The sequence below is a fragment of the Halorubrum shenae genome, assembly GCF_051194165.1.
Lineage (GTDB): Archaea > Halobacteriota > Halobacteria > Halobacteriales > Haloferacaceae > Halorubrum.
Window position 1 is genome coordinate 61,768 of record NZ_JBLZNI010000001.1, and the last position, 13,089, is coordinate 74,856.

The 13,089-nt window shown below is 70.5% G+C and carries 16 protein-coding genes; 10 read left to right on the forward strand and 6 right to left on the reverse strand.

The features are described from left to right. The first annotated feature begins 48 nt into the window (after positions 1-48). On the forward strand, positions 49-510 hold the full coding sequence (locus ACNS88_RS00340) for a PaaI family thioesterase (RefSeq protein ID WP_435092792.1): 462 nt from the start codon (positions 49-51) through the stop codon (positions 508-510). Here ACNS88_RS00340 and ACNS88_RS00345 read toward each other — a convergent pair. From ACNS88_RS00345 to ACNS88_RS00355, 3 genes are read right to left on the reverse strand one after another with little or no spacing between them, the layout of a single operon-like run. Further along, positions 480-2,453: a molybdopterin biosynthesis protein gene (locus ACNS88_RS00345; RefSeq protein WP_435092794.1), complete on the reverse strand. Its 1,974-nt coding sequence runs from the start codon at positions 2,451-2,453 to the stop codon at positions 480-482. The two genes, ACNS88_RS00340 and ACNS88_RS00345, sit on opposite strands and share 31 nt — an antisense overlap. Beyond that, entirely contained in the window at positions 2,450-3,697 is a 1,248-nt protein-coding gene (locus ACNS88_RS00350; protein ID WP_435092796.1) for a molybdopterin molybdotransferase MoeA, read from the reverse strand. Before ACNS88_RS00350 ends, ACNS88_RS00345 begins: the two co-directional genes overlap by 4 nt. 49 nt (positions 3,698-3,746) lie before the next feature. Next, on the reverse strand, positions 3,747-4,634 hold the full coding sequence (locus ACNS88_RS00355; protein WP_435092798.1) for a CehA/McbA family metallohydrolase: 888 nt from the start codon (positions 4,632-4,634) through the stop codon (positions 3,747-3,749). A gap of 119 nt (positions 4,635-4,753) precedes the next feature. Between ACNS88_RS00355 and ACNS88_RS00360 the strand changes: the two genes are divergently transcribed. Then, on the forward strand, positions 4,754-5,008 hold the full coding sequence (locus ACNS88_RS00360) for a hypothetical protein (protein ID WP_435092800.1): 255 nt from the start codon (positions 4,754-4,756) through the stop codon (positions 5,006-5,008). On the opposite strand, the gene ACNS88_RS00365 is transcribed toward ACNS88_RS00360, so the two are convergent. After that, a complete protein-coding gene (locus ACNS88_RS00365; protein WP_435092802.1) occupies positions 4,989-5,936 on the reverse strand; it encodes a cell division protein CdpA domain-containing protein in 948 nt (315 codons plus the stop codon). The genes ACNS88_RS00360 and ACNS88_RS00365 overlap by 20 nt on opposite strands. Positions 5,937-6,017: 81 nt before the next feature. Here ACNS88_RS00365 and ACNS88_RS00370 point away from each other — a divergent pair, with 81 nt between their 5' ends. Genes ACNS88_RS00370 through ACNS88_RS00390 form a run of 5 tightly spaced genes read left to right on the forward strand, consistent with a single transcriptional unit; the run spans position 6,018 to position 8,915 of the window. Next, positions 6,018-6,197, forward strand: coding sequence for a zf-TFIIB domain-containing protein (locus ACNS88_RS00370; RefSeq protein ID WP_435092804.1), 180 nt, complete (start codon positions 6,018-6,020; stop codon positions 6,195-6,197). A 2-nt stretch (positions 6,198-6,199) separates the two neighbouring features. After that, entirely contained in the window at positions 6,200-6,934 is a 735-nt protein-coding gene (locus tag ACNS88_RS00375) for a Rho termination factor N-terminal domain-containing protein (RefSeq protein WP_435092806.1), read from the forward strand. A gap of 2 nt (positions 6,935-6,936) precedes the next feature. Further along, positions 6,937-7,260: a hypothetical protein gene (locus tag ACNS88_RS00380; protein ID WP_435092808.1), complete on the forward strand. Its 324-nt coding sequence runs from the start codon at positions 6,937-6,939 to the stop codon at positions 7,258-7,260. A gap of 50 nt (positions 7,261-7,310) precedes the next feature. Beyond that, entirely contained in the window at positions 7,311-7,886 is a 576-nt protein-coding gene (locus ACNS88_RS00385; RefSeq protein ID WP_435092810.1) for a nucleoside deaminase, read from the forward strand. A gap of 30 nt (positions 7,887-7,916) precedes the next feature. Next, complete coding sequence (locus ACNS88_RS00390) at positions 7,917-8,915, forward strand: carbohydrate kinase family protein (protein WP_435092812.1); 999 nt, start codon at positions 7,917-7,919, stop codon at positions 8,913-8,915. A 36-nt stretch (positions 8,916-8,951) separates the two neighbouring features. Here the strand turns inward: ACNS88_RS00390 and ACNS88_RS00395 are convergent, their stop codons facing one another. After that, entirely contained in the window at positions 8,952-9,779 is an 828-nt protein-coding gene (locus ACNS88_RS00395) for a BtpA/SgcQ family protein (RefSeq protein ID WP_435092814.1), read from the reverse strand. A 79-nt stretch (positions 9,780-9,858) separates the two neighbouring features. Between ACNS88_RS00395 and ACNS88_RS00400 the strand changes: the two genes are divergently transcribed. Then, positions 9,859-10,305, forward strand: a complete 447-nt coding sequence (locus tag ACNS88_RS00400; RefSeq protein WP_435092816.1) for a DUF7124 domain-containing protein — start codon at positions 9,859-9,861, stop codon at positions 10,303-10,305. Between the two features lie 11 nt (positions 10,306-10,316). On the opposite strand, the gene ACNS88_RS00405 is transcribed toward ACNS88_RS00400, so the two are convergent. Next, a complete protein-coding gene (locus ACNS88_RS00405; protein WP_435092818.1) occupies positions 10,317-10,478 on the reverse strand; it encodes a hypothetical protein in 162 nt (53 codons plus the stop codon). Positions 10,479-10,618: 140 nt separating this feature from the next. Here ACNS88_RS00405 and ACNS88_RS00410 point away from each other — a divergent pair, with 140 nt between their 5' ends. After that, on the forward strand, positions 10,619-11,716 hold the full coding sequence (locus ACNS88_RS00410) for an NADH:flavin oxidoreductase/NADH oxidase (protein WP_435092820.1): 1,098 nt from the start codon (positions 10,619-10,621) through the stop codon (positions 11,714-11,716). 78 nt (positions 11,717-11,794) lie between these two features. Further along, positions 11,795-13,045, forward strand: coding sequence for a GNAT family N-acetyltransferase (locus ACNS88_RS00415; protein ID WP_435092822.1), 1,251 nt, complete (start codon positions 11,795-11,797; stop codon positions 13,043-13,045). Positions 13,046-13,089: the final 44 nt, after the last annotated feature.

Below are 13,089 nucleotides of genomic sequence, written 5' to 3' on the forward strand. Positions count from 1 at the left end.
TCTTGCGAGTTTCGAGGGCTACAAACCGGGGGACGCCGAGAGTGGGGTATGGATCGGAGCGAAGTCGAGGCGATGGAGCCGCTGCCGACGGCAGCGGTCGAGCGTATCGAACACCGGATCGAAGAAGAGCACGGCTACCTCTCGTGGCTGAACACGTCCGTCGATGTCTTCGAACGCGGCCGTGTCGTTCTCTCGATCCCATACGACGACAAGCTGACAAACAGCGACGGCGGCACCATCCACGGAGGCGTGGCCGCGACGCTCATCGACACCGCGGGCGGGATCGTCCAGCGCACCGCCTTCGAGGAGCCACTCTCGAGCGATGTCGCGACAGTGAATCTCAACGCCAATTATCTCCGGCCTGCGACCGGCGACCTCAGAGCGGAGGCGACGATCGTCAGGTCCGGCGGCTCGATCGGCGTCAGTGACATGAGCGTCACCAGCGCGACGAACGGCGATACTGCAGAGGTCGTCGTCGGTCAGGGGTCGTTCCGACTCTTTCGCGAGTAGCCCGGGAGGTCAACGAGGAGGTTATCGAGGTCGTCCAGCGCGTCCGCAAGTTCCGCGACCGCCTCACGTTTCACCCGGTCGGGTGCGGCGCGGACCGCGACCGCCTGCTCGCCGAGCGAGACGAACCCGCAGCCGAGCCGCGCGGCCGTCTCTCGGAGCCCGAGCCCGGCGTCGGTGTCGCCCGCGATCACCTTTCTGACCGGGCTCTCGAACGCGCGGACCGTCAGCTCGTAGCCGTCGATTCGCTCGGTGAGGTCGCCGCGCGACGCGTCGCGGTCGGCCGCGAGGTCGCCAAGCGCGTCGTCGAAACTCCGGCGAAGCCCCGAGTCGGTCGGGCGGTTGACGAAGCGCAGATCGCCGTCGACGAGGTCGGCGAGTCCAGTCACGTCGTCCGGGTTACCCTTTGGGACGACTATCCCCCACTCGCGGGTCCACTCGCCGAGGTCAACGGCGTCGACGTCGCGGTCGGTTGGCCCCGCGACGACCGCCGCGTCTGGCACGCCGTCTCGGAGCCGACGGAGCCCCTCTCGGGAGCCGACCGGGAGGTAGCGAGGGTTCTCTAGCCGGTCCAGCAGCCGATTGAGCGCCGGGTCGTCCTCGCCGACGCCGAGTAGTGTCGGCGGGCGCACGTCTGGGGAGAACAGCTGCACGGTGACGCGCTCGCCACGGTCGAGGTATTCGGTGTCCGGGTCGACCGCGACGACGCCGTCGGCCTCAACGAGGCTCGTCGTCGCGCCGGAGCCCTTGTCGACCGGGTAGACGAGCGGGGATTCGCCGTCGTTCAGGTCGAGCAGTCCGACCGGCATCAGCCGCATGCGGCCCTCGCCGTAGCGCTCGCCGACGGCCATCCGTCCCTCGACGGTCGCCGTCGCGGGTTCGGGCTGGCCGGCCGCCTCACGGATCGCGGGCGCGACGAACGTCCGGAAGATCGTGAGCGCGGAGACGGGGTAGCCGGGGAGACCGATGTACGCGGACTCGCCGGTGCGGTCGCTCCCGGGCGCCGCGTCGCTCCCGCCGCGGTCGAGCCGCCCGACCAGCATCGGCTTGCCGGGTTTGACCGCGACGCCGTGGAGCAGGAGGTCGCCGCGCTCCTCGATCACGCGGTAGATCACGTCGACCGCGCTCGCCGAGGTCGACCCCGACGAGAGCACGAGGTCACACTCGTCGGCCGCGCGCCGGAGCAGCCGCTCCATCTCGTCGTAGTCGTCGCCGGCGTGGGGGTAGAGGACGGGCTCACCGCCGGCCTCCTCCACGCCGGCCGCGATCGTCGTCGAGTTCACGTCGTAGATCTCGCCGCGAGAGGAATCGAGGTCCTCACCGGGACGCACCAGCTCGTCGCCGGTCGACACGATCCCGACTCGCGGTTTTCCCCTGACGGGGACTTCGTCGACGCCGAGCGCCGAGAGCAGCCCGATCTCGCGGGGCGTCAGCCGCGTTTCGGGACCGAGAGCGCGGGCGCCTGCGGCGATGTCGGCGCCGGCGCTCATCACGTGGTCGCCCGGGGCGACGGCGGTCCGGACCGCGATCCGATCGGGTCCGGACTCGGCGTCCGAGTCTTCGCCGACTTCCTCGGTCCGCTCGACCATCACCACCCCATCGGCGCCATCGGGCATCACGGCCCCGGTAGATATCTCGGCGCAGGTCCCGGGGTCGACGGTCACGTCCGGTTTGGCGCCCGCGTGGACCGCCCCGACGAGGTCGAGTTCGGTCGGGTCGGCCTCGTCGGCGCCGAACGTGTCGCGGGCGCGGACCGCGTACCCGTCCATCGAGGCGCGGTCGAACCCCGGCACGTCGATAGCGGCGTCGATCCGCTCTGCGAGGACCCGGCCGCGGGCCTCTTCTACCGGGACCGTCTCCGGCGCCGGCGAGAGGTCGAGGTCGTCGATCGCCTCGCGGGCAGCCTCGGGGGTCGCGAGGTCGCGGAACTCCTTGCGGTCGCTCATCGGTTCTCCTCCCACAACTCCACGTTGACGACCTCGCCGGCGTCGATCCCCTCCCGCGGCTCGGGAACGACGACCCAACCGTCCGCGAGCGCGACGCTCGATAAGATACCGGAGCCGCTAGCGCGCGTCGGCGTGGCGGCGGGATGAGCCGACTCATCGCCGCCGTCGGTCTCGCTCTGAGAGAGCGACACCCGCGCGAACGTCCGCGTGCCGGGCTCGCTCGGCACCTTCTGGGTGAGCGTCGCGCGCCGCGTCGGGAACGAGTTCGCAGTCGTCCCGCCGACGTGCTTCTGGAGCGGTCGGAGGAACTGCGCCGCGTTGACGATACAGGCGACGGGATACCCCGGTAGCGAGACGATCGGGGTCCCGTCAGCCGCACCGAGACAGACCGGGTGGCCCGGCTTCAGAGCGACGCCGTGAACGAGCACCTCGCCGATGGAGTCGACGACCTCCGGAAGCAGGTCGCGCTCGCCGACCGAGGACCCCCCAGTGGTGACGACCACGTCGGCGTCGAGGTCGGCCTCGATCGCGGCCGCGAGCGCGGCCTCGTCGTCGGTGACCACGTCGCGGTAGCGGGCCTCTCCGCCCCACCGCTCGACCAGCCGCGAGACGGTCAGCCCGTTCGTCTCGATCACCTCGCCGGGGCCGGGATCGGACTGGACCAGCTCCTCACCGGTCGGGATCACGGCGACGGTCGGCCGCTCGTAGACGGGGGCGGCGTCGAGTCCGACCGACTTCAGGAGGCCGAGGTCGGAGGGGCGGAGGACGTGCCCGGCGTCGAAGAGGCGCTGGCCGTCCGCAACGTCCTCGCCGGCCTCGCCGACGTTTTCGCCCTCGGCGACTGCGTCGAACGCTTCAATCTCGTCGCCGACCGTCTCGACCTGCTCGATCATCACGACCGCGTCGGCTCCTTCGGGGACCGCGCTCCCCGTGTGTACCCGCGCGGCCTCGCTCGGCGCGATCGAGTCGGCCTCAGTGTCGACCGCCCGCAACACCGTCGGCGACCGGTCGGACGCGCCGAAGGTGTCCTCGGCGCGGACCGCGTACCCGTCCATCGCCGCGCGGTCGTAGCTCGGGACCGGGGCCGGGGCGTCGATCGGTTCGGCGAGGACCCGTCCGTCCGCGTCGACGAGCGGTGCCGACTCGGTCCGACCGTGAGAGTCGGCCGCGTCGAGCAGCGTCGCCAGCGCGTCCGCGACGCGGGTCCGCCGCTTGAATCCGGCCTCGCGTCTATCGTGACTCATGAACGGTTGTTTCGCGCCCGCAAGCAAAAACCCGTCTCCGACGAGGCGATCAGGTCACCCAAGAGAGGACGCGCGCGGCGCGGTGCGCGCCCTGCGAGACGGCGACTCGGACTGTCGAGACGACCTCTGTGACCCCGCGGCTCGCGGCGGTCGCGCTGCGTGTCGCGCTGGTCCGCGCGTAGTATCCTGACTTGCGGCCGGCCGCGCCGACGTAGTGTTTCGCCGCCATCGGGACCGGCGCGCGGCGGCCGTCCACCCGCGTCGTCCCGTTCCGGATCGCGTCGAGCACGTCGTCGGCCGTGACCGCGTCGACCGACTCGCGCCCACCGATCTCGACTTCGGTGAACGCGCGCCCGACGTACTTTAAATGGTGAGCGTCGCTTGCGGCGATCCCCGGATAGCCGTGTTCGGCCGCGAACCGTCGCGCACGGCGGTTTCGGTAGCCGGTGAACAGCCACGCGTTGAACACCTCGATCGCGTCGACCTCGGCGACATCGCGGTTCGCGTCGGTCCCGCCGTCATCGGCGCTCGACTCGACTTCCCCCTCGTCCGAATCCGGGAGAGGGATGTTCCGCTCGCGGACGCCGTGACGCGAGCGCTGGAAGGGATGGGGGACGATCGCGACGCCGCCGTGGTCGCGGATCCACGCGACCGTCTCGTCGTAGGGGCGTCGGCGCGGCGGCATGCGCTCGACGCCGATCGCGAGCAGGTGACCGTGCGCGGTCGACACCTCGACGCCGGGGATCCCGATCAGGCCGTACTCGTCGGCGATATCGGCCGCCCGCTTCGACTCGCCGATCACGTCGTGGTCGGTGATGACCACTGCGTCGAGCCCGATCTCGGCGGCGTGTTCCAAGATGAGATCCACCGGCTCGTGGCCGTCGTAACTGTCGTCCGAGTGGACGTGGGGATCGATGCTAACGGTGACGCTGGACACACCCGGAGTAGACGGCGGGAAGTATATAAATGCGCGATGGACGGCCGAGGGGCATTCGGCTCCGGTACCTTCGGCGACGCGACAACACATTTGAGCCCTTCGGAACCTGACGATCACGGATGCGAACCATCAAAGAGACCCTCCAACCGGACGTTTCCTACCGCGTGCGACAGCGACTCGGTCCCTTCGTCACCCGATTCGCACAGCGGTTCGGACAGCCCGAGTACCGGCTTCGCGACATCGAATACGTCGGTACGGTCCAACGGCCGTTAGACGAGTTCACGGAGACGCTCCGAGACCACGGGTTCGAGTGGCGCACCGTCGCTCCGCCGACGGCAACGAGTTTTGACTCGCTCAGTCGAACAGCCCCTTGATCCGGTCGACGACCGAGCCCCCCTCCTCGGCCTCAGCCGCTTCTTCCCGTCGCTTCTGCTCGCGGAGCTCCCGAAGCGCGGCGGCCTGATTGTCGGTCCCCTCGCCGCTCGCGGTCTGCGTCTCGCCGCCCTGCAGCCCTTTTAAGTTGGAGACGGCGTCGTTGACCGTGCCGGAGGTCGTCCGCGTCTCGGTCGCGGAGCCGACGAGCTGCTCCGTGTCGACGTCGACGTCGGCGGCGGCGCCGGTGTCCAGCTGCAGCCGACGCGTCTCGGAGCGCTCGACGCCGCCCCACGTCAGCTCCGCGTCCTCCAGTTCGCGTTCGATGTCCGCGCGCACCTGGGCATCGGTGACCGCCTCGTCCTCACCGGTCGCAGAATCCCCCGACGCGGAGGCACCGGCGGCGCGCTGGTCGCCCGCTGCTCCGGCGCCCGCGGCGCCAGCGGCACCTCCCGCCGCGCGCTCGACGCGATGGGCGACCAGCGCGCCGCCGGTCGCCGCGATGACGGCCACGAGCCCCAGCGTGTAGACGGCGACGACCTGAGCGCTGTAGTCGGTGGAGTTCGGCACGTTCCAGTGGAACGGGTACGCCCAGACGAACAGCCCGGTCGCGACGAGCGTGACGGCGGTGCCGGCGCCCCCGAGGAAGAGCATCCGACGGTCGACCGGAAGCAGGACGACGACGCTCAACAACAACGTCGGGAGCCCGACCGCGCCGGCGACGGCGGCGACTTGACGGACGGAGTACGTCGACAGCGTGTTCTGCGGGAGCGTCGCGCTGTAGAGGAAGACGGCGACGCCGATCAACCCGAGCGCGATCCCGGCGAAGAAGAGCCCGAAGCCGGCGTATACATCGATCGTCCGGTCGGGATCCCCGACGTAGCGGCGGTAGTACCCCAAGAGGGCGTTCTCGGCGTTCGACTCGCTCATACGGGAACGTCTGCGCCGACTCTAATGATTGTTACCCCATGTCCTTTTGAGGGCCGGCATCTTGGCTCCACACGAGCAACCGTGTCACCCGATTGCCCCCGCTGCGGCTCCGCCCTGTCGACGTTCGCGCTCGGCGGGGCAACGGCGGTCACCTGCGACGAGTGCGGGTACGCCGGCGTCGAGGCGGACCACTCGGGCGAGCCGCGGCTCGCCGAGAGCTGGGAGGACGCGTTCGCACGGTTTCAGGAGGAACACGACTGACCATGCCGACCATCGAGATCACCGACGACCACCGAGAGCGGATCGAGTCGCTCCGTAAGGAACTGGCCGCGACGCACGCGGGCGCGTACGCCTCCGTGGACACCGAGGACACGCTGGCGTACCTGCTCGATCTGGCCGACGCCGTCGACGACCCCGAGCGCGCCGCGTCCGCCGACGCCCTCGCGGGCGAGCCAGCCGCCGACGCCGCTGCGGACCCGCCGACCCGCGACGACGGCGCTCCGTTCGACCGCGATCGTGCCCGCGAGCGGCTCGCAGCGCGCAACCGGAAGCACGGCGATCCCGACGCGGCCGACGAGATGGACCTGTACTCGATCGCCGCCGCGTTCGACGTGAGCGGCCGCAGCGACATGACGAAGTCGGAGTTGATCGAGGCGGTCCTCGACGCGGCCGCGACGCTCGCGGCCGACCCCTTCTCGCGGGTCGACGTCGACTTGGGAGACGGCGAGCCGGACGACGAGGTGACTGAGGACGAGGCGGACGAGGACGATGCAAACGACGAGGCGGACGACGACGACGTGAGCGAGGACGACGCCACCGAGAGCGAGGACGAGGGGGCCAGCCAGCTGAACGCAATGATGAGCCTGCTCGACACCCACGACGACAAGTGGCGCGAGGCCGACGGCGACGCCCGGTACGAGGTCGATCTGCCGGACGGCAACGTCGAGACGGCACGGACGAAAGACGACGTGCGGGCACTGCTGTTTAAAAACTACTGACCATGGGACTGCTCTCACGACTCCGTGCGTGGCTCGGCGAACTGTTCGGCGGGGCGGACGGAGACGACCTGGCAGGCGAGGCGCAGTCGGCGACCGCGGAATCAGCGGGTGAAGACGACCCCGACAGCGACGCGAACGACCGGCTAGACCCGAGTGCAGCGACCGAGACGCGGACGAGAGCGACCGACGACGCCGTCGACGCGCTTCGCGACGTTCGTCAGAACGGATCGGCGCCGGGCGTGGGCGCGGCCGAGAGCGGTGACGCGGACGCTGAGAACACCGAAAGCGTCGGGACAGACGCCGAGAACACCGATCCCAACAAGTGACTCCGCCGCCCCAGACGAAAGGTTAGGTGGCCGCGGGCGAACACGGAGGTATGACCGACTCGACCGCCGACAGTCCGGGTGACGACCCGGAGAACGGCTCGAACAACGACCTGGAGAACGACCGGAGCGACGGCGACGCGACGAGCGACCCCGCGACGGCCGACCCCACTCCGACCGACCGCGAGTACGTCGACCGCGCGATCGACCTCGCCGAGGAGGCCGTCGACAGGGGGAACACGCCCTTCGGCGCGCTGCTCGTCCTCGACGACGAGATCGTCGCCGAGCGGCGCAACGAGACGGTGACCGAGGACGACCTCGCGGCCCACCCGGAGCTGGCGCTCGCGCGGTGGGCGGGTCGCGAACTCGACGCCGACGAGCGCGCCCGCTGCACGATGTACGCCAGCACCGAGCCGTGCCCGATGTGCGCGACTGGAATCTACTACGCCGGGATCGGGCGGGTCGTCTTCGGCGTCGCGGGCGAGACGCTCGACGCGCTTTCCGGCGGCGTGGTCCCGATACCCTGCGCGGAGGTGATCCGCCGGGCCGATGGCGACACGGAGGTCGAGGGACCGATCGCCGAGGCGGCCGCGATGGAACTCCACGAGTCGGTGTACGGTGAGTCGTAGCGTGCGCGAACGAAGCGAGTCGCGGCGTCCATGACCGGACCGCCTCCGATCCTCGCGGTCGGCGCCGCGGCGATCGACGAGTGGTACGCCGTCAGCAACCTCCCCGAGCCGGACGGGGGTGCGTTCGCGAGCGAGGTGACGACCGCGTTCGGTGGCGTCGGCGCCAACGTCTGCGTCGCGCTCGACCGGCTCGGACGCGACGTGGGGCTCGTGAGCCGCGTCGGCGACGACGAGTACGGCCGGCGCGCTCGCGAGTACCTCGCGGACACCGGCGTCGACGCCTCTCGCGTCTCGGTCGGCGACGACTCCTCGACGCGGTCGGTGATCCTCAGCGACCCCGAGGGAGAGCGGGCCATCGTCACCACTGGCGAGAGCTTCCGCCGTCTTCGACTGAGTGAGGCGGACCGCGCGGCGCTCGCCGCGACCGAGACCGTCTTCGTCACGGGCTACACCCCCGACGCGGTCTCGCGGGCGGTGCTCGACACCGTCGAGTCAGCCGCCGACCCGCCCGCGCTCGTCTTCGATCTCTCGGGCCGGGTCGAGGAGCTCGTCGGGCGCGGGACCGAGCCGGAGACGGTCCACCGCTTCCTCCACGCCGCGGACCTGTTCGTCGCCGGCGACGTGGCGGCCGCGGCCTACTTCGGCGGGCCGGACGCGGCGGTGGAGCGCGTCGCGGCCGCACAGCGGGGGCGGGAGGGAGACGGTCGCGACCGGTCCCGACTGCCGGTCGACGACTGGCCCCGCACAGTTCTCACCCACGGCGCCGACGGGATGACGGTCGTCGCAGACGGGGCGGTCACCGCGTTTGACGCGTTCGACGTCGATGTGGCCGACGCGACGGGCGCCGGGGACGCGTTCGTCGCGGGGCTGATCGATCGGTGGATTGCCGGAAGAGAGGGCGCCGGCGTCGCCGACGGCGCGCGGTTCGCGGCCGCGGCCGCAGCGATCAACTGCACGTCCCGGTTCGCGCAGACGGGGCTTCCCACTCGCGACGACGTAGAGGCGTTTCTCGCGGAACGAGGGCGCTAAGCGGGTCGCGAGTCGCTCTCTTCTCCCACCAGCGACTCACCGGACCTCGTCCGCCCGCTCGACGAGCGCCGCCACCCGGTCGGCGTCGACGGGGGCGGTCGTCTCCCCGCCCTCCTTGAGCGCGGTGCCGACGATCGCGCCGTCGGCGACGGAGAGCACGTCGCGGATCGTGTCGGCGCGGACGCCGCTTCCGACGAGGACCGGCGTGTCGAGCCCGTGCGCCTCGCGGTCGGCGACCACCGCTTCGAGCGCCTCCAACTCCATCGCCTCGCCTGTCCCGCGTCCCGAGGCGATTACGGCGTCCGCGAGCCCGCGTTCGGCGGTGTCGGCGAACGACTCCGCGGTGTACCCCTCCGCCGAGAGCGGCGCGGAGTGTTTCACGTCCGTGTCGGCGAAGACGCCCACATCGACGCCGAGTCGATCCCGGAGCCGGATCGTCTCGTGGGCCTTCCCTTGGACGACGCCCTGATCCGTGACCCGGGCGCCGGTGTGGACGTTCACCCGGACGTAGTCGGCGCCGACCGCGGCGGCGACCGACAGGGCGGCCTCCGCGTCGTTCCGGAGGACGTTGATCCCGAGCGGAAGGTCGGTCTCGGCCGCGATCGCGGTCGCCGCCCGGGTGATACTCGCGACGACGTGTTTCGGCGCGTCGTCGGGGTAGAACGGGGCGTCCCCGAAGTTCTCGACCATGATCCCGTCGACGCCGCCGCGGTCGAGCGCTCGGGCGTCGGCGATAGCGCGGTCGAGCGCGTCCCGCATTGCAGCTGCACCGTCGCCCGGCGCCTTCGGCGCCCCCGGGAGGGGCGGGAGGTGTACCATGCCGATCACCGGCGCGCCCGTGCCGAAGGTGTCCTCGAATTGCATGATACCGACCGAAGACTCCGTCGGCGGATAAGTCTCACCACACCGTTTAGCCGCTCCGGTACGAACCGGTGCCCGAGAGATGGGTATCGACATCGACGACCCCGACGACCGCACCGGCGAGGTGACGCTCGTGCTCTCGCTCGGCGCCGCTCGGCGGCTCGCAGACCCGGCGGCAGCGGTCGCGGACGCGAGAGAGTGGAGCCGACACGTCGGAATCGTCGCCAACGACGCCGACGCAGTCAAGCGGTTCGTCCGCGAGACGGGAATTCAGAACGACTACGCGCTCCGGAACTGGGACAAGTGGGGAACGCTCGGCGACATCTACGAGGAGACCGACGCGTCGCGGGCGGTGTTCGTCGGTTCGGGGGCCGGGAACCGACGCGTCGCGACCCATGTCGGCTTCGAGTACCTGCCAATCGAGGAGGCGGCAGAGAAGGCGGGATGGACGCTTTCGGAGCCCGTAAAGGAGAGCGAGTCCGGGATCGCCGGTCGCCTGTGGCGAGCGGTGACGAAGCGGCTAAGCTGAGCGTCGAGCCGCTATCGCTCGAGCTCGACGGTCAGATCGGTCGCGATCCACGCGTCCGTGTTCCCCTCTTCTGTGAAGACGGTGCGATCGGGCGAGCAGCGGCTCGCTTCGACCGTTGGCCGTGCGTCCGACGATTCTCCGACCTCGCGTTCGATTCGGTCCCCAGCGGTCATTACCGGTCCGTCAGGGATGCTTGGTGTTATAGGTTTCGGTCAGCCTAAACCGCTGTGCGATCGAGAAGCGACGTTTCGGCGCCGGCGAGACGGGCGGGTGATCGGATCGCATTAGCCCGAGGCCGCCGTCGGCGGAGACGATGACGGATTCGCTGTTCACCCCGTTCACGCTGCGCGATACCGAGTTCCGCAACCGCGTGATGCTGTCGCCGATGTGCCAGTACTCCGCGGACGGCGGGTTCGCGAACGACTGGCATCAGGTTCACCTCGGCTCTCGCGCCGCCGGTGGCGCCGGCGTGGTGATGACCGAGGCCACCGCCGTCGAGGCGCGCGGTCGCATCACGCCGGACTGTCTGGGAATCTGGTCCGACGAGCACGCCGAGGCGATCGAATCTACCGTCGAATTTATCAGGTCGCAGGGCGCGACGCCCGGGATCCAGCTGGCACACGCCGGCCGGAAGGCCTCCCACCGACCACCGGCGGAGGGCGGCGACCCGATCCCCGAGGCCGACCCGGCAGGCTGGGAGACGGTCTCCGCGACCGACGCGCCGTATCCGGACCCGGACGCCGCCGACGATCTGGCGGCGACCCACCGATTGGACAAACCGGGGATCGACGAGGTGATCGACGCGTTCGCGGCCGCCGCGGAGCGCTCGCGAGACGTCGGCTTCGAGGTCGCGGAGGTCCACGCGGCCCACGGCTACCTGCTCCACCAGTTCTGCTCGCCGGTCACCAACGACCGCGACGACGAGTACGGCGGGAGCTTCGAGAACCGCACCCGGCTGGTCCGCGAGGTGGTCGCCGCCGTCCGCGAGGTCTGGCCTGACGATCAGCCCGTCTTCGTCCGGATCTCCGCGACAGACTGGCTCTCCGACCGCGACTCGTGGGACGTGGATGACTCCGTGCGGCTGGCCCCCCTCCTCGCCGAGGCTGGGGCCGACCTGATCGACGTCTCCGGCGGCGGAATCCACCCGGACCAGCAGCTCCCCGGTACGGGGCCGGGGTACCAGGTGCCGTACGCCGAGGCGATCCGCGAGGGGACCGACGTACCGGTCGCGGCGGTCGGCGGAATCACCGAGCCGACCCACGCCGACGCCCTCGTCCGAAACGGGCGGGCCGACCTCGTCGCGCTCGGTCGCGAGATGCTCCGGCACCCGTACTGGCCGCTGGAGGCCGCCCACGAGCTCGGCGCGGACGCGGAGTGGCCGGTGCAGTATCAGCGCGGTCAGTTCGACTGAGGGTAGCTCGATCAGTTCGACTGAGATACCGTCCCACACTCCGGGAAGACTTATTCCGCTCCCGTGAGCCGACGAGATATGGAGTACCGATCGTTTCCCGACGAGCGCGCCGACGAGTTCGACGCGTTCATGCGGTACGCGTTTGCTCCCGCAGCGGGACCGTACGACCCCGAGGAGGCGGACGACCACGACACCATCGCCGAGACGCGGGGGCTGTTCGACGCCGCCGACGACCCGATCGCGGTGTGCGGGCACCACTACTTCCCCCTGCGGATCCGCGGCGCCGACCGCGAGGTCGCCGGGCTCTCCGCGGTCGCGTCCCCGCCGGAACACCGTCGACAGGGGAACGTCGGCCGCATGCTCCGGGAGTCGCTGGCGGAGTACCGCGGGCGCGGCGTCTTCCTCTCGACGCTGTGGCCCTTCGAGTACCCCTTTTACGCCAACTACGGCTGGGCGACCGCGAGCCGCTACCGCCGCCTCACCGCGCCGCCGGACCAGCTCGGGTTCGTCGACGACCTGATCGCGACCGCGGGCGGCGACGCCGGGAGCTTCCGTCGGCTCGACGAGGACGACTACACGGCCGTGAAGCCGGTGCTCGCGGCGATGGCGGAGCGCTACGACCTGACGATGGACTGGACCGAAGCGTGGTGGCGCGAGCGCGCCCTTCAGGGCTGGAAGACCGACCCGTTCGTCTACGGCTGGGAGCGCGACGGAGAGATCCGCGGACTCTGTGCGTACTCCTTCGACGACGACGCGGAGGACGCGGACGGAACCGTGATGCGCGTCACCGACGTCGCCGTCGCGGACGACGAGGCGTGGTTCCAACTGCTCCGGTTCTTCCGCAATCACGACTCGCAGGTCGCCGAGGTCCGGATCAGCGCCCCGCCGGACGCGCCCCTGCTCGACCTCGTCGAGGACCCGCGCGCCGTCGACTGCGAGGTCCGGACCGGACCGATGGTCCGGCTCGTCGACGTCGTCGCCGGCCTCGAAGCGCTCACCCCGGATCCGAGGATCGAGACCGCGTTCTCGCTTTCGGTCGCCGACCCCCTCGTCGACTGGAACGACGAGACGTTCCGCGTCGCCGTCGCGGACGGTGCGGTGGCGGTCGAGCCGACGGGGAACGGCGGGATCGACGAGAGCGAGGGAACCGAGCCCGACGCGACCGCGGACGCCGCGATCGATATTGGCACCCTCTCACAGCTGTACGTCGGGTACAGATCGGTCGACGAGGTGGTCAGGGGCGGTCGGCTCACCGTCGATTCCGCGCTCGTCGCCGACCTCCGCGCGCTGTTCCCGCCGCGGACGACGCACCTACGCGAGGGGTTCTGAAACGCTCTGTCTGAAAAACGACGCGTACGCCGACTGGGCTTTTT

Coding starts and splice junctions, on each gene's coding strand:
- ACNS88_RS00385 (WP_435092810.1), top strand. CDS start 7,311: ATGACCGACTCGACCGCCGACAGTCCGGGTGACGACCCGGAGAACGGC.
- ACNS88_RS00345 (WP_435092794.1), bottom strand. CDS start 2,453: ATGAGCGACCGCAAGGAGTTCCGCGACCTCGCGACCCCCGAGGCTGCC.
- ACNS88_RS00400 (WP_435092816.1), top strand. CDS start 9,859: ATGGGTATCGACATCGACGACCCCGACGACCGCACCGGCGAGGTGACG.
- ACNS88_RS00375 (WP_435092806.1), top strand. CDS start 6,200: ATGCCGACCATCGAGATCACCGACGACCACCGAGAGCGGATCGAGTCG.
- ACNS88_RS00360 (WP_435092800.1), top strand. CDS start 4,754: ATGCGAACCATCAAAGAGACCCTCCAACCGGACGTTTCCTACCGCGTG.
- ACNS88_RS00405 (WP_435092818.1), bottom strand. CDS start 10,478: ATGACCGCTGGGGACCGAATCGAACGCGAGGTCGGAGAATCGTCGGAC.
- ACNS88_RS00350 (WP_435092796.1), bottom strand. CDS start 3,697: ATGAGTCACGATAGACGCGAGGCCGGATTCAAGCGGCGGACCCGCGTC.
- ACNS88_RS00395 (WP_435092814.1), bottom strand. CDS start 9,779: ATGCAATTCGAGGACACCTTCGGCACGGGCGCGCCGGTGATCGGCATG.
- ACNS88_RS00380 (WP_435092808.1), top strand. CDS start 6,937: ATGGGACTGCTCTCACGACTCCGTGCGTGGCTCGGCGAACTGTTCGGC.
- ACNS88_RS00390 (WP_435092812.1), top strand. CDS start 7,917: ATGACCGGACCGCCTCCGATCCTCGCGGTCGGCGCCGCGGCGATCGAC.
- ACNS88_RS00415 (WP_435092822.1), top strand. CDS start 11,795: ATGGAGTACCGATCGTTTCCCGACGAGCGCGCCGACGAGTTCGACGCG.
- ACNS88_RS00365 (WP_435092802.1), bottom strand. CDS start 5,936: ATGAGCGAGTCGAACGCCGAGAACGCCCTCTTGGGGTACTACCGCCGC.
- ACNS88_RS00410 (WP_435092820.1), top strand. CDS start 10,619: ATGACGGATTCGCTGTTCACCCCGTTCACGCTGCGCGATACCGAGTTC.
- ACNS88_RS00340 (WP_435092792.1), top strand. CDS start 49: ATGGATCGGAGCGAAGTCGAGGCGATGGAGCCGCTGCCGACGGCAGCG.